The 19,363-nt window shown below is 63.2% G+C and carries 21 protein-coding genes; 8 read left to right on the top strand and 13 right to left on the bottom strand.

Translation table 11 applies throughout. The annotated features are described in order from the left end of the window. Positions 1-1,820, top strand: a 1,820-nt coding sequence (locus VMR39_RS26455) for a hypothetical protein (RefSeq protein WP_325420854.1), incomplete at its 5' end; no start/stop codon positions are given. On the opposite strand, the gene VMR39_RS26450 is transcribed toward VMR39_RS26455, so the two are convergent. Beyond that, positions 1,805-2,263, bottom strand: a complete 459-nt coding sequence (locus VMR39_RS26450) for a hypothetical protein (protein ID WP_325420852.1) — start codon at positions 2,261-2,263, stop codon at positions 1,805-1,807. The genes VMR39_RS26455 and VMR39_RS26450 overlap by 16 nt on opposite strands. Positions 2,264-2,434: 171 nt before the next feature. On the opposite strand from VMR39_RS26450, the gene VMR39_RS26445 reads away from it, so the two are divergent. From VMR39_RS26445 to VMR39_RS26435, 3 genes are all read left to right on the top strand, one after another. Continuing rightward, positions 2,435-3,106: a spermidine synthase gene (locus tag VMR39_RS26445; protein ID WP_325420850.1), complete on the top strand. Its 672-nt coding sequence runs from the start codon at positions 2,435-2,437 to the stop codon at positions 3,104-3,106. Positions 3,107-3,184: 78 nt separating this feature from the next. Further along, positions 3,185-4,813, top strand: coding sequence for an alpha-D-glucose phosphate-specific phosphoglucomutase (locus tag VMR39_RS26440; RefSeq protein ID WP_325420848.1), 1,629 nt, complete (start codon positions 3,185-3,187; stop codon positions 4,811-4,813). Between the two features lie 125 nt (positions 4,814-4,938). Continuing rightward, positions 4,939-5,622 (top strand): DUF2490 domain-containing protein, encoded by a 684-nt coding sequence (locus tag VMR39_RS26435; RefSeq protein WP_325420846.1) that lies wholly within the window; start codon positions 4,939-4,941, stop codon positions 5,620-5,622. A gap of 49 nt (positions 5,623-5,671) precedes the next feature. Here the strand turns inward: VMR39_RS26435 and purQ are convergent, their stop codons facing one another. Beyond that, positions 5,672-6,346, bottom strand: coding sequence for a phosphoribosylformylglycinamidine synthase subunit PurQ (gene purQ / locus VMR39_RS26430; protein ID WP_325420844.1), 675 nt, complete (start codon positions 6,344-6,346; stop codon positions 5,672-5,674). 3 nt (positions 6,347-6,349) lie between these two features. Continuing rightward, on the bottom strand, positions 6,350-6,583 hold the full coding sequence (gene purS / locus VMR39_RS26425) for a phosphoribosylformylglycinamidine synthase subunit PurS (protein ID WP_325420842.1): 234 nt from the start codon (positions 6,581-6,583) through the stop codon (positions 6,350-6,352). Positions 6,584-6,745: 162 nt separating this feature from the next. Here purS and VMR39_RS26420 point away from each other — a divergent pair, with 162 nt between their 5' ends. Continuing rightward, on the top strand, positions 6,746-6,895 hold the full coding sequence (locus tag VMR39_RS26420; protein ID WP_325420840.1) for a hypothetical protein: 150 nt from the start codon (positions 6,746-6,748) through the stop codon (positions 6,893-6,895). 132 nt (positions 6,896-7,027) lie between these two features. Further along, positions 7,028-7,387, top strand: coding sequence for a cytochrome-c peroxidase (locus VMR39_RS26415; protein ID WP_325420864.1), 360 nt, complete (start codon positions 7,028-7,030; stop codon positions 7,385-7,387). Between the two features lie 157 nt (positions 7,388-7,544). Here the strand turns inward: VMR39_RS26415 and ettA are convergent, their stop codons facing one another. After that, a complete protein-coding gene (gene ettA, locus VMR39_RS26410) occupies positions 7,545-9,230 on the bottom strand; it encodes an energy-dependent translational throttle protein EttA (protein ID WP_325420837.1) in 1,686 nt (561 codons plus the stop codon). 102 nt (positions 9,231-9,332) lie between these two features. Here ettA and VMR39_RS26405 point away from each other — a divergent pair, with 102 nt between their 5' ends. Next, positions 9,333-10,706 (top strand): M20/M25/M40 family metallo-hydrolase, encoded by a 1,374-nt coding sequence (locus VMR39_RS26405; protein WP_325420835.1) that lies wholly within the window; start codon positions 9,333-9,335, stop codon positions 10,704-10,706. A gap of 156 nt (positions 10,707-10,862) precedes the next feature. After that, entirely contained in the window at positions 10,863-11,075 is a 213-nt protein-coding gene (locus VMR39_RS26400; protein WP_325420833.1) for a hypothetical protein, read from the top strand. A gap of 290 nt (positions 11,076-11,365) precedes the next feature. On the opposite strand, the gene VMR39_RS26395 is transcribed toward VMR39_RS26400, so the two are convergent. The 9 genes from VMR39_RS26395 to VMR39_RS26355 form a co-directional block, all read right to left on the bottom strand. Further along, positions 11,366-11,839 (bottom strand): hypothetical protein, encoded by a 474-nt coding sequence (locus VMR39_RS26395; RefSeq protein ID WP_325420831.1) that lies wholly within the window; start codon positions 11,837-11,839, stop codon positions 11,366-11,368. Positions 11,840-11,967: 128 nt separating this feature from the next. Further along, positions 11,968-13,170, bottom strand: a complete 1,203-nt coding sequence (locus VMR39_RS26390; RefSeq protein WP_325420829.1) for a M48 family metalloprotease — start codon at positions 13,168-13,170, stop codon at positions 11,968-11,970. Further along, entirely contained in the window at positions 13,167-13,922 is a 756-nt protein-coding gene (locus VMR39_RS26385) for a hypothetical protein (protein ID WP_325420826.1), read from the bottom strand. The genes VMR39_RS26390 and VMR39_RS26385 overlap by 4 nt, the downstream gene beginning before the upstream one ends. Before the next feature lie 419 nt (positions 13,923-14,341). Then, on the bottom strand, positions 14,342-15,586 hold the full coding sequence (locus tag VMR39_RS26380) for an FAD-dependent oxidoreductase (protein ID WP_325420862.1): 1,245 nt from the start codon (positions 15,584-15,586) through the stop codon (positions 14,342-14,344). A gap of 5 nt (positions 15,587-15,591) precedes the next feature. Further along, positions 15,592-16,794, bottom strand: a complete 1,203-nt coding sequence (pcaF, locus tag VMR39_RS26375) for a 3-oxoadipyl-CoA thiolase (protein ID WP_325420824.1) — start codon at positions 16,792-16,794, stop codon at positions 15,592-15,594. A gap of 4 nt (positions 16,795-16,798) precedes the next feature. Further along, complete coding sequence (gene pcaD, locus VMR39_RS26370; protein ID WP_325420822.1) at positions 16,799-17,569, bottom strand: 3-oxoadipate enol-lactonase; 771 nt, start codon at positions 17,567-17,569, stop codon at positions 16,799-16,801. 2 nt (positions 17,570-17,571) lie between these two features. Further along, positions 17,572-17,889, bottom strand: a complete 318-nt coding sequence (locus tag VMR39_RS26365; protein ID WP_325420820.1) for a 2Fe-2S iron-sulfur cluster-binding protein — start codon at positions 17,887-17,889, stop codon at positions 17,572-17,574. Positions 17,890-17,998: 109 nt separating this feature from the next. After that, positions 17,999-18,646 (bottom strand): 3-oxoacid CoA-transferase subunit B, encoded by a 648-nt coding sequence (locus VMR39_RS26360; protein WP_325420818.1) that lies wholly within the window; start codon positions 18,644-18,646, stop codon positions 17,999-18,001. After that, positions 18,646-19,353, bottom strand: coding sequence for a CoA transferase subunit A (locus tag VMR39_RS26355; RefSeq protein ID WP_325420816.1), 708 nt, complete (start codon positions 19,351-19,353; stop codon positions 18,646-18,648). The genes VMR39_RS26360 and VMR39_RS26355 overlap by 1 nt, the downstream gene beginning before the upstream one ends. Between the last annotated feature and the right edge of the window lie 10 nt (positions 19,354-19,363).

Raw genomic sequence — 19,363 nt, 5'->3', positions numbered from 1 at the left:
GCCGGCACGCGCTATCTCCGCGCGATCGAGGGGGGCGGCTCATGACCATGCGCCTGATCGTCGCTGCTATCCTCACCCTCACGGTGCTGCTGGCTGCGGTCCGCCTCATCCTCTGGCACCGCGCCACCGGCGAGCAGGCCTCGTCACTCCGCCTGACCTTGCTCCTGCTGCTCCAGCCGATCTGCGCCGGACTACTCTTTCTTGGACTCTTTCCGCCCGCCACCATCGGCGGCGGCGGCACGCTGCGCATCGCGACGGCCGGGACGCCCCGCCTGGCCGCTGCCGGCGCGCCGTTGATCGTTCTGCCCGAAGCCAGCACCATCTCCGGTGAAGCGGCACCCGACCTCGCCACCGCGCTGCGCCGCTATCCCGCCGCCAACAGCATCGAGATCGTAGGTCAGGGTCTCACGCCCCGCGATCTGGATGCTGCGCGCAGCGTCGCCGTCCGCTTCGCCCCGCCGCCATCGCCCAAAGGCGTCACTCATCTGGCACCACCTATGCCGACCGCACCGGGCGCAAGCTTCACGGCAGGCGCCACGCTCTCCGGTCTGCCCCATGCGACCGTCGAACTGCTCGACCCCGCCGGCCGCGTCACTGACAGCGCGACGCCGGACCAGGACGGTCATGTCCTCCTCAGCGGCACCAGCCGTACTGCCGGCACCGCCGACTTTACCCTGCGCGTCCGCGACGGCAACCGCACCATCGAACAGGTCAGCCTGCCCGTCATCACGCAAGAGGGCGCCAGACCGCGCCTGCTGATCCTGGCCGGTGCGCCGGGTCCGGAGGTCAAATATCTGCGCCGCTGGGCCACCGACGCAGGCTTTACGGTTTCCACCCAGATGAGCGCAGGCGGCGGCATCCAGTTGGGCGACGCACCCGTATCGATCGACGATGCGACTCTGCGCCGGTTCGACGCCGTGCTGGCCGATGACCGCAGTTGGGCCACACTCGGCAGCAGGCGCGGCGCCCTGCTTGGCGCGGTGCGTGACGGCCTCGGCCTCATCCTGCGCGCCAGCGGCCCGCTCGACAACGCCACCCGCAACCAGTGGCAGGCGCTCGGCTTTGCGCTCAAGGGCGGGAACGACATTGCCGCGCTCGCCCTGCCAAAGCCGCCCGCCGCCGCCATCACCCGCACGCGACAGGGCATAGCCGACCCCGACCGCCCCGACGACATGGCGCTCCCCGATGAGATGCTCCCCCAAGTCAGCCGTCTCGCCGCGACGCCATCAGGAGGTGATATGGTGCCGCTCATCCGGGATGCCGGCGGCGCGACGCTCGCGGCCTGGCGCGCATCGGTAACGGGTCGAATCGCGCTCTTCACTGGAGTCGACAGCTATGCGCTGACGCTGACCGGACACCAGCCGCTCTATGACCAGTGGTGGCGCAGCGTCCTTGGGGCCGTCGCCCGTCCGGCTCCTTCCACGACCATGATCGAAGGCGTCCACTGGGCAGGCGAACGCATGACGCTATGTGGTCTGACCGGAGAAGCGCAGGTCGTCCGTCCCGACGGCAACCCCGCCCGCCTGCTTCCCATCAATAGATGCGCCGCCTTCTGGCCAGCCGGCGCGGGCTGGCACATGCTAAGGGGCGAGGAAGGCGTAATACCCTTCCACGTTCAGGCAGCAGATGCACTGCCAGCCATGCGCGCCGCCCGCGATCGCACTGCGACGCTGATGCTGCGCGGCGAGGTTGCCGCCACGACGCAAGGCGAACCACGCCCCGGCCCGTCCTGGCCCTGGCTGCTCGGCTGGCTCGCGACCAGTGCCTTGCTCTGGTGGTTGGAACGCAGCCGGATCGGCCGCCGTCAGTCGGCTCTGTAAGCCATGTAGAAGTCGCGCAGCGCCCGCGCATCATGCAGGGCGTTATGCGGCACCCGGCTGTTCGCCGCCGCGCTGAATCCCGCCGCGTTGATCAGTTCCAGCCGCAGACCGAAGTCCACGCCCGCCATCTTTCCCGGCCCCGTCACCAGCAGAGCGCAGAAATGGGCCAAATCTTCCGGCCAGTCGGCGATGATCACCGGATCGCTGTCTCCCGCCAGATAGGCCGCGACCATGTCCGCCCCGTCCTCGCGCCCCAGTTCATGGTCGATCCCCGGAGGCACATGGCGCAGATAGGGGATGACGTTGTTCGCAACCCATGGTTCAATCTTATCCGGCAGCGGCAGGGAGAAATACAGTTCCTGGTCGCCATCCTCCGGCACCAGGGCCACGCTGATCAGCGTCCCGCCAAAGCCATTGAATTCGGTATCGAGAAAATAACGCATGGAGAAGAAGGCTACCTGTCCAGATTCGGGTCGCGGTCGGCAGGCCGATAGCATCCGCCGGGCGGATCGGCCAAGCGTCGGCCGATGCGCGCGACCGCCTGTAGCATTTGCGCGATGGAAGCCAAGCTGCCATGCGCCACATTGCCGATCGTTTATGTATGAAGGGGCAATATGACGCCGCGCGAATATCTGGGGTCCGCCGCCGTGCCGGGTGGGCAGGAACTGAAACTCTACCGGCGTGGCGGCGATTATATGATCGTCCTCGACCGCAACGAGCTGATGAGCAGCCGCATGAGCGGATCGGAAAAACAGCTTGCGCTGATGACGATCGAGCGGCTGCGGGGGCGCAAGGCCCCGCATCTGCTGATCGGCGGCTATGGCATGGGCTTCACCCTGCGCGCGGCGCTGGGCGCGCTCGATGCATCGGCCCAGATCACCGTCGCCGAACTGGTTCCCGAGATCATCGAATGGGCGCGCGGTCCGATGACGGAACTGGCCGACGGTTGTCTCGACGATCCGCGCGTACGGCTGGTGCTGGACGATGTCGTCAATGTGATCGCGGCGGGCCATGGCAGCTATGATGCGATCCTGCTCGATGTGGACAATGGCCCGGACGGCCTGACCGCCGCCGCCAATGACCGGCTTTACAATCGCAAGGGGCTGGACGCCGCCCGCGCCGCGCTGAAGCCCGGCGGCATCCTCGCCGTCTGGTCGGCCGGTTCCGACGACGCTTTCACCCGTCGCCTGCGCAGCGCCGGCTTCCTGGTCGAGGAGGTCGCCGTGCGCGCTCGCGACAATGGCAAGGGGCCGCGCCATGTCATCTGGTTTGCACAAAAACGCTGAACATGCTGCACTGCGATATAACGCCCGTCCGGGCGCTGTGAGATTTCCACCGACACGCTCTTTCAAAAGGATGCCGGAGTGATCCAGACCATCACCACCACCCCCTTCACCGACCAGAAGCCCGGCACGTCCGGGCTGCGCAAGAAGGTGCGGGTGTTCGCCCAGCCCCACTATGCGGAAAATTTCATCCAGTCGGTGTTCGACAGTCTGGACGGGTTTGCGGGCAAGACGCTGGTGGTGGGCGGCGACGGCCGCTATCTCAATCGCGAAGTCATCCAGACGGTGCTCAGGATGGCGGCGGCCAACGGCTTTGGCCGCGTGCTGGTGGGGGCCGGCGGCATCCTTTCTACCCCCGCCGCCTCGCACCTGATCCGATCGTCGGGCGCGTTCGGTGGCCTGGTCCTCTCTGCCAGCCATAATCCCGGCGGCCCTGACGAGGATTTCGGCATCAAATATAATATCGGCAATGGCGGCCCTGCGCCGGAAAAGGTGACGGATGCGATCAACGCCCGCACGCTGACGATCGACAGCTATCGGACTCTGGACGCTGCCGATGTCGACATCGACAGGATCGGCACCAGCCAGCTTGGCGACATGACCGTCGAGGTGGTCGATCCCGTCGCCCTTTATGCCGAGTTGATGGAAAGCCTGTTCGATTTCGCCGCGATCCGCGCGATGATCGCGGATGGCTTCACGCTCGCCTTCGATAGCATGAGCGCCGTTACCGGCCCCTATGCGGTCGAGATTTTCGAAGAACGCCTCGGCGCGCCCGCCGGCACGGTGATGAACGGCACGCCACTCCCCGATTTCGGCCATCATCATCCCGATCCGAACCTGGTCCATGCCAAGGAACTGTACGACCGGCTGATGGCTCCGGATGCGCCCGATTTCGGCGCGGCGTCGGACGGCGACGGCGATCGCAACCTCATCATCGGCCGCCATTGCTATGTCACGCCCTCGGATTCGCTCGCTGTGCTGGCGGCCAACGCGCATCTTGCGCCCGGCTATGCAGCGGGCCTCAAGGGCATTGCCCGTTCCATGCCGACCAGCGGCGCGGCCGACCGGGTCGCGCAGAAGCTGGGCCTGCCGCTCTACGAGACGCCGACTGGCTGGAAATTCTTCGGCAACCTGCTGGACGCCGGCATGGCGACCATCTGCGGCGAGGAAAGCGCCGGCACCGGTTCCGACCATGTACGCGAGAAGGACGGCATCTGGGCCGTGCTGCTGTGGCTCAACGTCCTTGCCGTCCGCAAGCAGAGTGTCGCCGATATCATGGCAGACCATTGGGCAACCTATGGCCGCAACTATTATGCCCGCCACGATTATGAAGCCATCGCCAAGGACAAGGCCGACGCGCTGATGGCAGCGCTGCGCGGCAAGCTCGCCAGCCTGCCCGGCACGTCCAACAGCGGCGGCACCGTGACGAGCGCCGACGATTTCGCCTATACCGACCCGACCGACCAGTCGGTGAGCCGCAATCAGGGCGTCCGCATCCTGTTCGAGGATGGATCGCGCATCGTGTTCCGCCTGTCGGGCACGGGCACAGAAGGCGCGACGCTGCGCGTCTATATCGAGCGCTATGTCGGCCCGGACGGCAACCTTGCCCTCGAAACCGCGACCGCGCTCGCTCCGCTGATCGCCGCTGCGCAGGAGGTCGCCGACATCAGCGGCTTCACTGGCATGGACAAGCCCAGCGTCATCACCTGACGCAATTCACGCTTGCGCGGGACACAAACTAACAGCCGGGAAACAGGATAGAAACGCACCGACCCTAGGAAGGACAGGTCGCCGCATCAGTCGGCACCTGTCCTTTTCCATTTCCAGGGAACTCCATGCGCCGCCTCGCTCTCTGCCTGTTCGCCTGCCTCGCCCTGCTCTCCGCTCCAGCCCGTGCCGCCACCAGCGAGGATGAGCAATTCTGGCTCAACCTGACTGCCATGGGATCGATCAAGGACGAACTGGTCTATTTCGCAGAGGTCCAGCCGCGCATCGGTGACGGTATCTCGCGCGTCGATCAGGCGCTGTTCCGCGGCGCGATTGGCTGGAAATTATCACCCTCGCTCACCCTCTATCAGGGCTTCGCCCATGTCGTCGTGCCGATCGAGGCCGGCAAGGACGCGAACGAGGAACGCAGCTTCCAGCAGATCAGCTGGACAATGGGCAAGCCCTGGGGCGGCGAATTATCCTCACGCACGCGGCTCGAACAGCGCTGGCGATCAGACGGCGACGACATGGGCTGGCGTCTGCGCGAGATGCTTCGGTACGAAAAGCCTCTCAAGGCGAACAGCGATGCAATCAACGCGCTGGTCTATGCTGAAGGTTTTGCGGCGCTCAACGACACCGATTGGGGCGCTCGCAGCGGCTTCGACCAGCTGCGCAGTTTCGTCGGCGCGGAACTGGGCCTGCCCGGCGCATCGACATTGGAGGTCGGCTATCTGAACCAGCTGATCAACCAGCGCGCCGGTAACACGCGCGTCAACCACGTCGCGTCGGTGACGCTCTTCTTCCGGCACTGAATCAAGAAACGATCAGGCCCCGATCATAGACGGGGCCTGACGAACATCCTCATGCGCGTGCGAGCAATCCTTCGACAAGGCCCTGGAACAGGCGCTTGCCATCGGTCGAGCCGTGCGCGGCTTCGATCACGCGCTCGGGGTGGGGCATCATGCCCAACACATTGCCGGCCTCGTTGAGGATGCCAGCGATGTTGCGAGCGGAACCGTTGACGCTTTCCGCATAGCGCAGTGCGACGCGACCTTCGCCTTCCAGCCGGTCGAGCGTGGCATCGTCGGCGAAATAATTGCCGTCATGATGCGCAACCGGATAGGAGATCGCCTCACCCGCCTCATAACGGCTGGTGAAGGCGCTCTGCGCGTTCTCCACCGTCAGGGCGACGTCGCGGCAGACGAAATGACCGCCGGCATTGCGCAGCAGCGCGCCGGGCAGCAGGCCGCTTTCGGTCAGTACCTGGAAGCCGTTGCAGATGCCGAGGACATAAGCGCCACGGTCGGCGGCCTTCGCCACTGCCTGCATCACCGGCGACCGTGCGGCCATCGCGCCGGAACGCAGATAGTCGCCATAGGAAAAGCCGCCCGGCACGCCGATCAGGTCGATGTCGTCGGGCAGTTCGGTGTCGCGATGCCAGATCATGGCAGGCTTGGTACCGGTCGCAGCATCGAACGCCACCGCCAGGTCGCGGTCGCAATTGCTGCCCGGAAAGACGATGACGGCGCTCTTCATGGCTCAGGCGACCTTTTCGATGCGATAGTTTTCGATCACCGTGTTGGCGAGCAACTTGCGGCACATGGTGTCGATATCCTCGTCGCTGGTGCCGTCGGCCAGATCCAGTTCGATCAGTTTGCCGGCGCGCACGTCATTCACGCCGCTGAAACCCAGGCCATCGAGCGCATGCTGGATTGCCCGGCCCTGCGGATCGAGGACACCGCCCTTGAGGGTGACGAAGATGCGGGCTTTCATGGGGTGCGGACTCCTTGGAATCGACGAATGCCGCGCTTCATGCGCGGGGGGATTGCGTTGCCGCACCCCCTAGGCGCGGTGGCGCGCGGAGGCAAGCCATTATGACTTTCTTAGCCGCTATTGCGCTATCGTGACAGCAAGGGACGCGGAGCGGGGTGAAACATGTCCGGGCTGGCATTGGCAATGTTCGTCGCTCTATTCGCCTGGGGACAACAGATCGTCGGTTATGATGACCCGCATGGGAAGGTTCAACTCGCCCTGCTCGCGACCTTCTGCTTCGGCCTGCTGATCGGCTATCGCGCCAATCGGTGACGGGCTAGCATAGCGACGATCATCGGTGGAGCGGCATCACTGGCGACGGGCGTGGTCGCCGGTGCGCCGGAATGGCCATGGCCCGCCTTTCCGGCAGGCATATCGGCACCACCCTCGCCCGCCGACAAAGGCATGAGCGCGGCGAAGGTCGCGCTTGGCCGCCGCCTTTTCTATGATCGCGCCTTGTCGCAGGATCGCAGCATGGCCTGCGCCGATTGCCACCAGCAGGCGCACGGCTTCAGCGATGGCCAGCAGGCCCATGTCGGCGTGACCGGCGAGATGCGCATGCGCAGTGTCGCAGTGACCGGCCCGTGGCTGCTTGATGGCCAGAGCGACAGTGTCGAGTCGGCGATTCGCCGTCACGCCGCGGCGCAATTGCCGGGCATCGACATGGCCGCGCTTTTGGCCTTCCTCGCTTCTCTTACCGATCAGGATTTCCTGAAAAACAGGGCATTTGGCCCGCCTCCAGCCACCTGTCCGACCGAAACTTGACCAAAAAAAGGACCGATCCGTGAGGACCAGCCCTGAAAGTTTTTAGGAGAGGATGCCTGAAAGGCACGCCCTCTATGAAATGTTAGCGCCACCATCGCAAGCGCGAAATAGCTGCTCGCGGTTGCAAAGATTGCAACCGCGTTTCGCTTCGATGTCGTTACCGGGTCAGTTTCTTGTAGGCCAGACGCGTCGGACGATCGGCCGCATCGCCCAGACGACGGCGCTTGTCTTCCTCATAGGCCTCGAAATTGCCCTCGAACCATTCGACATGGCTGTCGCCCTCAAAGGCGAGGATGTGGGTGGCGAGACGATCGAGGAAGAAGCGGTCATGGCTGATGACCACGGCGCAGCCCGCGAAATTCTCGATCGCTTCTTCGAGTGCCGCAAGCGTTTCGACGTCGAGGTCGTTGGTCGGTTCGTCGAGCAGCAGCACGTTGCCGCCACGCTTCAGCATCTTGGCGATGTGGACGCGGTTGCGCTCACCACCCGACAGCTTGCCGACATTCTTCTGCTGGTCCTGCCCCTTGAAGTTGAAGGCGCCGACATAGGCACGGGTCGACATGTCATGGCCATTGACCTTGACGTAATCGAGACCGTCCGAGACTTCTTCCCAGACATTCTTCGATGCATCGAGATGGTCGCGGCTCTGGTCGACGAAGCCGAGACGCACGGTGGTGCCGATATCGATTTCACCCGAATCCGGCTTTTCCTGGCCAGTGATAAGCTTGAACAACGTGGACTTGCCCGCGCCGTTCGGCCCGATCACGCCGACGATGCCGCCCGGCGGCAGCAGGAAGGACAGATCCTCGAACAACAGCTTGTCGCCAAACGCCTTGGATATGCCCTTGAACTCGATCACCTTGCCGCCCAGCCGCTCGGGCACCTGGATGACGATCTGCGCCTTGCCCGGGGTGCGGTTGTTCTGGCCGGCGACCAGTTCCTCAAACTTCTTGATGCGCGCCTTCGACTTGGTCTGGCGCCCCTTGGTCCCGGCGCGAATCCATTCCAGTTCGTCGTTGATCGCCTTCTGGCGGCCAGTAGCCTCGCGGTCTTCCTGCTCCAGGCGCTTGGCCTTCTTCTCCAGATATGTGGAGTAGTTGCCTTCGTAGGGGAAATATTTCCCGCGATCGAGTTCCAAGATCCAGCCCACGACATTGTCGAGGAAGTAGCGGTCGTGGGTGATCATCAGCACCGAACCGGCATATTCTTTCAGATGGTTCTCCAGCCAGGTGACGCTTTCGGCGTCGAGATGGTTGGTCGGTTCGTCGAGCAGCAGGATGTCCGGCTTCTGGATCAGCAGGCGGGTCAGCGCGATGCGGCGCTTTTCGCCACCCGACAGGCTTTCCACCGACCAGTCGGACGGCGGGCAGCGCAGCGCTTCCATCGCGATTTCCAGCTGGTTGTCGAGCGTCCAGCCATCGACCGCGTCGATCTGCTCCTGAAGCGTGCCCATTTCCTCCATCAGGGCGTCGAAATCGACGTCCTCCGGCGGATCGGCCATGATCATGCTGATCTCGTTGAAACGGTCCATCTTGTCCGCGATCTCGCGGGCGCCGTCCTTGACGTTTTCAAGCACCGTCTTGTTCGGGTCGAGTTGCGGTTCCTGTGGCAGATAGCCGACCGTGATGTTCTCGCCCGGCCAGGCCTCACCGGAAAAATCCGTGTCGATGCCGGCCATGATCTTCATCAGCGTCGATTTACCGGCGCCGTTGGGGCCGACGATACCGATCTTGGAACCGCGATAGAATTGCAGGTTGATGTTGCCCAACACCGGCTTCGCCGCGCCGGGAAAGGTCTTGGTCATGCTCTTCATGACGTAGGCATATTGCGAGGAAGCGGACATGGGTTCGCGCAGCTCCGAAAAAGTCAGGTAGGAAAATCCGCGTCGGGTTAGCGGAGGCGGAAGCCATTGGCAAATGGGTGATCGCTCGATAAGCCTTCACTCATGCACAAAATCCGATCGGGCCAGCTTGCCGCCCTGCTCCTTGGCAGCATTCTTACTACTAACGTCGTCCATGCAGCCCCCGCTGACAGCGGCGCGATTCGGGATGCCGCGCTCAAGGACGATGTTGCCTGGGACTTCACCGAAGGGCTGACGACCGAAGTCGGCCCCCGCCCTGCCGGCACGCCGCAAGAGGCGCGTGCCCGCGACTGGGCGGTGGCGAAGCTCAAAGCGCTCGGCTTCTCCAACGTGCGTGCCGAACCCTATACGATGCCGGTCTGGGTGCGCGGCAAGGACGAGGCGCGCATCCTCTCCCCCTTCCCACAGAATCTGGTTCTCGCCGCGCTCGGCAATAGCGGATCGACCAGCGACAAGGGGATCGAGGGCGACGTCGTCTATTTCCCCAGCATCGCCGATCTGGAGGCCGCGCCCGAAGCGAGCCTCAAGGGCAAGATCGCCTTTGTCGACCATGGCATGAAGGCGACCCAGGACGGCTCCTCCTATGGCTATTTCGGTGCCGCGCGACGACAGGGACCGAGCATCGCGTCGAAGAAGGGCGCTATCGCCATCCTGATCCGGTCGATCGGCACCGATCATCATCGCGTACCCCATACCGGCGTGCAGATGTGGGCAGACGGTGTGACGCCGATCCCGGCGGCCGCGCTTTCCGTGCCTGACGCAGAGCAGCTCGCCCGCGTCGTGAGGCGCGGACAGCCGGTGAAGCTGCACCTCACCCTGACCTCGAAGATGCTGAAAGACCAGCCGTCCGGCAATGTCATTGCCGAAATCTCCGGAAGCGATCCGGCGGCAGGTGTGGTCGTGGCTGCCTGTCACCTCGACAGCTGGGATCAGGGCACCGGCGCGATAGACGATGCCACAGGCTGCGGGATCGCCGCCGCTTCGGCGCTTCAGGTCGCCAAGGCGGGCCAGCCCCGTCGCACCATTCGCGTGCTGATGGCGGGCGCGGAGGAGGTCGGCGGCGACGGCGCGCGCGCCTATTATAAGGCACATGGGTCGGAGAAACATGCGCTGGCGATCGAATCGGACTTCGGCGCCGACCGGATCTGGCGCGTGGACTTCAAATTGCCCAAGGGTCATGAGGCACTGTCGAAGCGCGTCGCAGAAGCACTTGCTCCACTCGGCGTGGGGGCCAGCACGCAAGAAGCCGGCGGCGGCGCCGACATCGCACCTCTTGTGAAGGCCGGCGTGCCGGTCATTGATTTGCAGCAGGACGGCACCCGCTATTTCGACCTTCACCACACCCCCGACGACACGCTGGACAAGGTCGATCCCGAGCAATTACGTCAGAATGTCGCCGCCTGGGCGGTCACGCTGAACATTGTTGCCAACGCATCAGAAACAATGAGCGCTAACTGAACTTTTATAGTAGACAACCGCCCGTCGCGTGATTCTGCCGCTTCACCGACGCAGAAAAGCATTGATTTGTGCAGCGCACACGTTAATGCGGGTCGCTCGCGTAGGGTCACATCGTAACGTGCCTGACGCGGCATAATGCTATGGGAGCCGTACACAATGAAGAAGATCGCTGTTGTTTTCGCTTCGGCCAGCCTGATGGCCCTCGCCGCTTGCGGTGAGAAGCCGGCCAACGAGACCGCGAATGCTTCGAACGCCGTCGTCGAGAACGTCGTCGAAAACGCCGTCAACGCTGCGGACAACGCCGCGAACGCTGCTGACAACGCCGCGAACGCCGCGAACGTTGCTGAGAACGCCGCGAACGCGAAGTAATCTTCGCATTAGCGAGATTCGAAGGGCGGGTCCGAAAGGGCCCGCCCTTTTTCGTTGGGCGCGATGTTCGACCGAGGCGGGCAGGAACATCTCCCAGCTTTCAAGGGTTTCTTCTCAACTGAAGGAGAGACTTTATGGGAAAAGGAATATTGCTCTGGCTGCTGGGCGTGCCGATCCCGATCATTCTGCTTTTGTGGCTGTTTTTCCACTGATCATAGATGGGCGGGGCGATTGCGCCAACCTGCCCCGCCCTGTCCTTTACACTGCCAAACCGCTGCCGGGGCGCCTGATCAAAATGCCGCGCTGTCCGTCAGGCTATGAAAATCGTCCAGCGTCGCCTGGAAATAATGCAGCCGCGGCGCATCGAAGGTCGCCATGTAGAGCATGTCCTTGACCAGGGTCGCTCGCGCCTCTCCCTTGCGTGGCAGATTGTCGGCATCGATATAGTCATAGGTGAAACGAATGCCCTCGCCGCCAAGGAAGCGATCGGGGTTGGAACCGGTTACAGTAAATGTTCCGATACCCTTGTTCGTGCGATAGGTGCCTTCTAGCAGTTCGGGAATTTCGACCAGCAGGGTTTGCTTGGTGAATTTCGGCAATGGCTTGTGCTTCTTGCTCCGTTCCCGGATCAGCGCTTCGCCGGGGGCTATGCCACCATAGAAAGTGACATCGTTCAGTTGCTCGCCATCCAGAGTCCAGGTTTCGGCCTTCTTGCCGGGACGGATCGATAGACTGTTCCAGTCGCGGATCGGCGTAACCTTCATCGCGGATTTTGCGACTTCGACCGAAATATTTCTCTCGCGATAACCATTGGCCTGAGCCACTGACACGCAAAGCATAAGAGCGGCGGCGCCAAAGACTGATCCACGCATCCAAAGACTTCCAGTCATCATTATCCCCCTGACGGCGACACCAGCATGTGGATCATGCCCGCGTCCGATGCACTCGGCTTGAGTTCCAGATAGCGACGCAGGGCGACCTGCCCTTCCGTTCGACGCCCGGCCTTGATCAGCGACAATCCGAGGCCGCGATGGGCGTCCGGCAGGGACGGGTCCATCTCGACCGCCTTGCCGTAAAATTCTGCGGCCTGCGCAAGGTCGCGAGGATTGCCGCGCGCCCGATACAGGTCGCCACGGGCGAGCAGCAACGGCGCCGTCCAGCCATATTCGGCGAGCGCCGCGATGATATGATCACTCGCACCGAAATCGTTGAGTTTGATCTGGTCGTCCAGAAAGGTCGACAGCCAGGGGGCCAGAGCCGCCCGGTAGCGATCGACCCCATCCTCTCGCCCGACGCCATCTGGTACTGCCAGCGCCGCCAATATGTTCGCCCGCTCGGCCTCTGGCGGATGAGTGGAGAAAAATGCAATTTTCTCGAAATTGGGTTTCTTCAGGCCGCGCGCCGAAGCGGAGGCGACCTGCTCGGCCATGATATTCTGCCAGACCGTCGATGCCGCCTGCGGACGAAGGCTGCTTCGATTGAGGTAGCCCAGCCCAAGCAGATCGGCTTCGCGTTCCTGATCCCGGTTGAAGCGAAACAGTTGGCCGTAGACGGACAGTTGGATGTTGCTGAAGTTCGAATAGGACTGATACGTGCCGCCCAATGTGGCGAACACCGCTGCCCAACTCAACAGATCAGTGCCCGATCGCTGCGCCTTGAACCTCGCCAGCGAATGCCGACGTTCGAAATGGCCGAACTCATGCCCCAGCACGGCCGCCAGTTCCGCCTCGCTCCTAACGCGAAGGAGCAGGCCACTGAAGACCCTCATCGTTCCGTTCGGTGACATCGTCGCGTTGAAGATCGGCATCCGCAGAATGTAGATCCGGGCAGCGCCACATCGGTCTGCCCCGACCGCCTTGCATAATATATTGCGGACGTAAGCGCTGAGCGCCTCGTCCCTGATCAATATGGGCGAGTTGACGAGAGCCCGTTCGCCTTCATCCTGCTCCCGCCACAGCCCAATCTCGTCAACGCCCCGTGGCTGATATGCGCCCACATAAGGCGGCAACGACGGTGCGATCTCGTTCTGCCCGGAAGCGGCCGGCGCCATGAGGACTGCCGCCGTCGCGATCACCCCCCCAAGACCGCGCCTCATGGCTGGGCCGAAGCCAGCTTCGGCGGCACGCTGCCGGGAAATTCCTCCAGCAACTGGCCGACCCGCTTTTCGGCGCCATCGACTTCCCGGACATCGCCCCCCATGGCGCCATCGGCGTTGAGCCAGAGAAGGTCGCCGGTTTTGAGATCGACGAGACCGGCATAACCGGCATGTTCGCCCGACGTAATTCCCACGCCGCCAAAAGCCGCCGCGACCTGGAGCAGTTTCCGCCCGGTCGAGCCATATGCGTCCTTGTTGTAGATGAACAAGGCATAGTCCGCATCCTTTGCGCCCGGCAGAGCAGCGACACCGCTACCCAGCGACCATTCGAAGACGTCAACCTTGTTGTCGCGCTTCTTGGTCGGCAGGCGGTTGCCGACGAAAAATTGATACTGGATCACCGATTGGGAAACGGCGGCGAACAAGGCCGAATACTCTTCGACCAATCGCGCGTCTTCGCCATAGGATATGGGTGCAGCGACGACCCTGTTGCCCAATACATCCTGACGCCTGGCCAGCGCCTCATCGATGTTCCTTCGTGCTTGGTCCGTCCAGTCGGCGTTCGGTTCGAACATGCCACCCGTCGACTGCGCACCGACCCGAACCGTCGGACGAAACAAAAGGATGGTCTTGCCACTCTGCGATGCGAGCGCGAACCCGCCTTTGATTGCGGTTCGTTCCTGACCTGCGGCTGGCGCAACTACACTCGCTGCAAACAGCGCAGCCGCGACCACGCGACTGATGATCTTCATCCTATCCCCCTGCTGAATCCCCAACAACAGCAGGACATTGCTAATATTGCCGTTCAATTCTGGCAAGATGCCGGATCAGCCGGATTTAAATCATTTTCTGTCATCTTGCTGCACGACTGGATCGCATCTTCCGGGCATCAGGAATTTCACGCCGCGCATGTACGCAATCACATCCAGGCGTCCGACCACGCGCCGATCGCAAGCTAGGCGCCCATCCAGTTCACCGCTATATTAAAATAGTGGAACATTCTGGCTGATACAGGCTGGCCGTCGACATGGCGGGGTTCAGCGCGGTGTCCTTCGCAAATGTTCACGACGAACGGTCCGCCTTGACGAAGAGGGTATGCGCGGGTGGTCGACGCACAGGGGGGACCGTACCGCCCATTACGCGCCACTAGATGAGCGGATGAGACAAGCCGCTAGGCAGCGATCGGGTCGCTGATCGCATCTTTGAGTGCTGCGCCGGGGTCTGAGGCACGGTCGAAATCGATAATAGCGCCGCTTTCGATGAGCTTTCGGCCTTGCACATAGTCCTTGACCATGTTGACGCAATCGATGGCGATGAGCTGCTCCTGCCTGAAATAGAGGATCGAGAAGGTGCGATCAGCCGGGTTTCCACGCAGGATCGTCCTGTCGAAACCGCTGTTGATCCCGGCCGTCTGGAGCTTCAGATCATATTGGTTCGACCAGAACCAGGGGAAGGCATTGTAGGGGTTTTCGTCGCCGCAGATCGCCTTGGCCACGCAGGTCGCCATGTCGTTCGCATTCTGAACCGATTCCACACGCATGACCGCGCCGCCAGCATGATCGCAAGCGAAAGCCGCGCAATCACCGATGGCATGGATATCCGGAAGCGACGTCCGACAATTTGCATCGACATCGACCCCATTTCCACCGCGCGCGCCCGCACGGATCAGCGGGCCTACCGCCGGGACGATACCGATGCCCACGATCACCGCATCCGCCGGGATGAGTTCGCCATCGGTCAGCCGAACGCCCGTGACCCGGCCCTCCTCTCCTTGCAGCAGCTCGACGGCGACGCCGAGACGCACGTCCACGCCATGATCGCGATGTTCCTGCTGATAGAAGGCAGACAGCTCCTCGCCCGCGACGCGCGCCAGCACTCTGGGCAGCGCTTCCAGCAGCGTGACGTTCAGCCCCATTTTCGACAGGACGGCGGCCGCCTCCAGCCCGATAAAGCCGCCGCCGATGACGGCGATCCGCCTCGCGCCAGCGTCGATCTGCGCCATCAGCGCATCACAGTCGGCACGGGTGCGCACGCCATGCACGCCGGTCAGGTCAGCGCCGGCACAGGACAGACGGCGCGGATCACCACCGGTAGCCCAGACCAGCTTGCCATAGCCGAAGGTTGCACCATCGGAGAGAGTCAACTGCTTCGCATCGGGATCGACTTCGATCACTTCGGTAGCCAAGCGGAAATCGATAGTCTTTTCCGCCCAGAAGCCCGGCGGACGGATGTACAGGCGGTCGAAGCTCTTTTCCCGCGCGAAATATTCCTTCGACAGCGGCGGACGCTCGTAAGGATAGTCCGGCTCGCGACCGATCACCATGATGGTGCCGGGGAAGCCGCTCTGGCGCAGGGCGATGGCGCATTGCGCGCCACCATGACCCGCGCCGACGATGACGACATCGGCCCTGTTCATGGCCATCACACCCGCTCCAACAGTAGAGCCAGCCCCTGCCCCACACCAATGCACATGAAAGCCAGTGCGTGACTGCCGCCGGTGCGGTGCAATTCCTCCACCGCCGACAGCGCGATGCGGGCGCCCGACATGCCGAGCGGATGGCCGAGCGCGATAGCGCCGCCATTGGGATTGACGCGCGGGTCGAACGGATCGACCTTCAGATCGCGCAGCGTCGCGATCGCCTGACTGGCAAAGGCCTCGTTAAGTTCGATCACATCGAGCTGATCGACGGTCATGCGGTTGCGCGCCAGCAGCTTGCGCGCCGCCTCGATCGGTCCCGCGCCCATGATCCGGGGCGCGATGCCTGCCGCCGCCATGCCGATTACGCGAGCGCGGGGCGTCAGTCCATGCGCTGCCGCAGCCGCCTCGGACGCGACCAGCATGGCCGCCGCGCCGTCGTTGAGACCGGATGCATTGCCCGCCGTCACGGTTCCATCAGCCTTCACCACCGGCTTGAGCTTCGCCAGCGCCTCCAGGCTGGTGACGCGCAGATGCTCGTCGGCCTCGAACAGAATTGGGTCGCCCTTGCGCTGCGGGATAGACACCGGCACGATCTCGGCAGCAAAGCGACCATTCGCCTGTGCGCGCGCCGCCTTTTCCTGACTGGCCAGTGCGAAGCGATCCTGCTCCTCGCGACTGACGCCCCATTGCTCGGCGACATTCTCACCGGTCTGGGGCATGGTGTCGACGCCATAGGCGGCCTTCATCGCCGGGTTGATGAAACGCCAGCCGAGCGTGGTATCTTCGATCTTCTGGTCACGACCGAAGGCGCTGCCGGCCTTGCCCATCACATAGGGCGCACGGGTCATGCTCTCGACACCGCCCGCGATCAGGAAATCGGCGTCGCCGCTGCGGATCGTCTGCGCCGCCATGCCCAGCGCGTTGAGGCCCGAAGAGCACAGGCGATTGACGGTGACGCCCGGCACGCCTTCCGGCATCCCGGCTAGCAGCACCGCCATACGCGCGACGTTGCGATTATCCTCACCCGCCTGATTGGCGCAGCCCAGGATCACATCGTCCAGCGCCGACCAGTTGGCTCCGCCATTGCGCTCCATCAAGGCCTTGATCGGCAGCGCGGCAAGATCGTCGGCGCGCACGGTCGCGAGCGATCCGTTGAGCTTGCCGATGGGGGTGCGGACGGCGTCGCAGATGAAGGCTTCGGCCATGGGATCAGCTTTCCAGGAAGGTGGTGATGACGCCCGCCAGCGCCTCGGGTGCTTCGAGCGGGGCGAGATGCGCGGCTTCCATCGCCACATGCGCAGCGCCGGGGATGCGGGCGAGCAGGTGGTCGCCATGCCCCTCGAACGGGGTCGATGTGTCGTGGGTGCCGGTAACAACCAGCGTCGGGCAAGCGATGCCCGCGATCCGGTTGGCTAGGTTCATGTCGCGGATCGCTGCGCCGCAACCGGCATAACCTTCCGCATCCATCGCCAGCAACTGGCGCCGCACCGCTTCATGGATGGCCGGTTCGGCAGCATCGGAGAGGAAGCGTCCCATGGCGAGGTCGGCGATGGCGGCCATGCCTTCACCGCGCACCTTGGCGATGCGATCATTCCAGGAGGCGCTGTCCATCGTTGCGGAAGTGCAGATGGGCAGCAGTTTCTCGATCTGATCGGATGCACGCAGCGCCAGTTCCATGCCGATCATGCCGCCCAGCGACACGCCGGCGATCGAGAAGCGGTCGAACCCGGCGGCATCGGCAACTGCCAGCACATCGTCCGCCAGCATCGCAAGCGAATAGTCGCCCGGTTCAGCGATCGACGCACCATGGCCGCGCGTGTCGATCCGCAGCAGTGCGAAACGGCCACGCAGATGCGGCAGCACGCCGTCCCAAATATCCATGTCGGTGCCGATGCTGTTCAGCAGCACCAGTGCGGGGGCGTCGTCCCGCCCGTCGCGCTTCCAATAAAGATGGGTGCCAGGTCGCTGGGTGAAGGCCATGCTCAATCCTCCGGCGCGATCGCGACGCGCAGTCCGTCTAGCGCGGCGGTCATCATGATCTGGCAGGACAGGCGTGAACGGTCGCCGCGATGGTCGGAGGAATCGAGTAGATCATCCTCGTCGCCGCTGGCCGCACCGACCGTGCCGGTCCATTCCTCATCCACGAAGACATGGCAGGTGGCGCAGGAACAGCAGCCGCCACACAGGGCAAGCAGTTCGTCAAAGCCATTGTCGCGAATGGCTTCCATCACGGAGACGCCCTCACGGGCATCGATGCTCGTTTCGTCCCCCGCACGGTTGACGACGATCAGCTTGGGCACGGTAGTTGTCCTGTCTTAGAACATGATCCGACCGGATCATGTTCTGTTGTCTTTTTTGTTTTCCGCATTTTCCAAGTCAGCAGGTGATGCCACCCGCTTCGAAAATGCTTCAGGCGGTTTCGAGGATCGCCAGCGGTGCGCCGGTCTTCTCGATGACTTCGGCTTCGGTCACGCCGGGGGCCAGTTCCATAAGGGTAAGGCCGCCCTTGGCACAATCGACGGCGATCACGGCGAGATCGGTGATGATGAGGTGTACGACCGCCTTGCCGGTTAGCGGCAGCGAGCATTCGGTCAGGATCTTCGGACTGCCATTTTTCGACACATGGTCCATCACCACGACCACGCGCTTAACGCCCGCGACCAGATCCATCGCGCCGCCCATGCCCTTCACCATCTTGCCGGGGATGGTCCAGTTGGCGAGGTCGCCATTGGCGGCGACTTCCATCGCGCCCAGCACCGCCATGTCGATATGGCCGCCCCTGATCATCGCGAAACTGTCCGCCGAGGAAAAGAAGCTGCTGGTCGGCAACGCGGTGATCGTCTGCTTGCCCGCATTGATCAGGTCCGGGTCCGCCTCGCCCGTATAAGGGAAGGGGCCGATGCCGAGCATGCCATTTTCGCTCTGAAGCGTGACGTTGACGCCGTCCGGCACATGGTTCGCCACCAGCGTCGGGATGCCGATGCCAAGGTTCACATAATAGCCGTCGCGCAATTCCTTTGCGGCGCGCGCCGCCATCTCGTCGCGGGTCCAGCTCATCAGACAGTTTCCCTCTCGCGGACGGTCAGCTTCTCGATCCGCTTCTCGTTGATGGTACTCAGCACGATGCGATCGACATAGATGCCCGGCGTATGGATGCAGTCGGGATCGAAGCTGCCTTCAGGCACGATCTCCTCGACCTCGACCACCGTTACCTTGCCGGCCGTCGCCATATTCGGGTTGAAGTTGCGCGCGGTCTTGCGGAACATGAGGTTGCCCGCCTGATCCGCCCGCCATGCCTTGATGATCGACAGGTCGGCGCGCAGCCAGGTTTCGCGGACATAGTCTTCGCCCTCGAACGTCTCGACCGGCTTGCCATCGGCCACGACGGTGCCGACGCCGGTCTTGGTATAGAAGGCAGGGATACCGGCGCCCCCAGCCCGGATACGCTCGGCAAGCGTACCCTGCGGGTTCAGCTCCAGTTCCAGTTCGCCGGAGAGATACTGGCTCTCGAACAGCTTGTTCTCGCCCACATAGGAGGAAATCATCTTCCTGACCTGCCGGCTTTCCAGCAGCATCCACAGGCCAAAGCCGTCAGCGCCGGCATTGTTGGAGATGACAGTCAGATCCTTGACCCCGATCGCGCGGATTTCCGGGATCAGGCTTTCGGGATTGCCCGACAGGCCGAAGCCACCAGACATGATCGTCATGCCGTCGAACAACAGGCCTTCCAGGGCCAGTGCCGGGCTGTCGTAGATTTTTTGCATATTTGTTTCC

The organism is Sphingobium sp. (genome assembly GCF_035511395.1).
Classification (GTDB): domain Bacteria; phylum Pseudomonadota; class Alphaproteobacteria; order Sphingomonadales; family Sphingomonadaceae; genus Sphingobium.
Note: the sequence above shows the minus strand (reverse complement) of the source record. Positions and strands in the feature narration are given on the sequence as shown.

Bases quoted from the DNA above. Each gene is read 5' to 3' on its own strand.
- pcaF (WP_325420824.1), bottom strand. From the start codon at position 16,794: ATGGCCGAAGCCTTCATCTGCGACGCCGTCCGCACCCCCATCGGCAAG.
- VMR39_RS26400 (WP_325420833.1), top strand. From the start codon at position 10,863: ATGAAGAAGATCGCTGTTGTTTTCGCTTCGGCCAGCCTGATGGCCCTC.
- pcaD (WP_325420822.1), bottom strand. From the start codon at position 17,569: ATGGCCTTCACCCAGCGACCTGGCACCCATCTTTATTGGAAGCGCGAC.
- VMR39_RS26435 (WP_325420846.1), top strand. From the start codon at position 4,939: ATGCGCCGCCTCGCTCTCTGCCTGTTCGCCTGCCTCGCCCTGCTCTCC.
- VMR39_RS26360 (WP_325420818.1), bottom strand. From the start codon at position 18,646: ATGAGCTGGACCCGCGACGAGATGGCGGCGCGCGCCGCAAAGGAATTG.
- VMR39_RS26355 (WP_325420816.1), bottom strand. From the start codon at position 19,353: ATGCAAAAAATCTACGACAGCCCGGCACTGGCCCTGGAAGGCCTGTTG.
- VMR39_RS26420 (WP_325420840.1), top strand. From the start codon at position 6,746: ATGTCCGGGCTGGCATTGGCAATGTTCGTCGCTCTATTCGCCTGGGGA.
- VMR39_RS26380 (WP_325420862.1), bottom strand. From the start codon at position 15,586: ATGAACAGGGCCGATGTCGTCATCGTCGGCGCGGGTCATGGTGGCGCG.
- purS (WP_325420842.1), bottom strand. From the start codon at position 6,583: ATGAAAGCCCGCATCTTCGTCACCCTCAAGGGCGGTGTCCTCGATCCG.
- purQ (WP_325420844.1), bottom strand. From the start codon at position 6,346: ATGAAGAGCGCCGTCATCGTCTTTCCGGGCAGCAATTGCGACCGCGAC.
- ettA (WP_325420837.1), bottom strand. From the start codon at position 9,230: ATGTCCGCTTCCTCGCAATATGCCTACGTCATGAAGAGCATGACCAAG.
- VMR39_RS26415 (WP_325420864.1), top strand. From the start codon at position 7,028: ATGAGCGCGGCGAAGGTCGCGCTTGGCCGCCGCCTTTTCTATGATCGC.
- VMR39_RS26445 (WP_325420850.1), top strand. From the start codon at position 2,435: ATGACGCCGCGCGAATATCTGGGGTCCGCCGCCGTGCCGGGTGGGCAG.
- VMR39_RS26405 (WP_325420835.1), top strand. From the start codon at position 9,333: ATGCACAAAATCCGATCGGGCCAGCTTGCCGCCCTGCTCCTTGGCAGC.
- VMR39_RS26385 (WP_325420826.1), bottom strand. From the start codon at position 13,922: ATGAAGATCATCAGTCGCGTGGTCGCGGCTGCGCTGTTTGCAGCGAGT.
- VMR39_RS26390 (WP_325420829.1), bottom strand. From the start codon at position 13,170: ATGAGGCGCGGTCTTGGGGGGGTGATCGCGACGGCGGCAGTCCTCATG.
- VMR39_RS26395 (WP_325420831.1), bottom strand. From the start codon at position 11,839: ATGAAGGTTACGCCGATCCGCGACTGGAACAGTCTATCGATCCGTCCC.
- VMR39_RS26450 (WP_325420852.1), bottom strand. From the start codon at position 2,263: ATGCGTTATTTTCTCGATACCGAATTCAATGGCTTTGGCGGGACGCTG.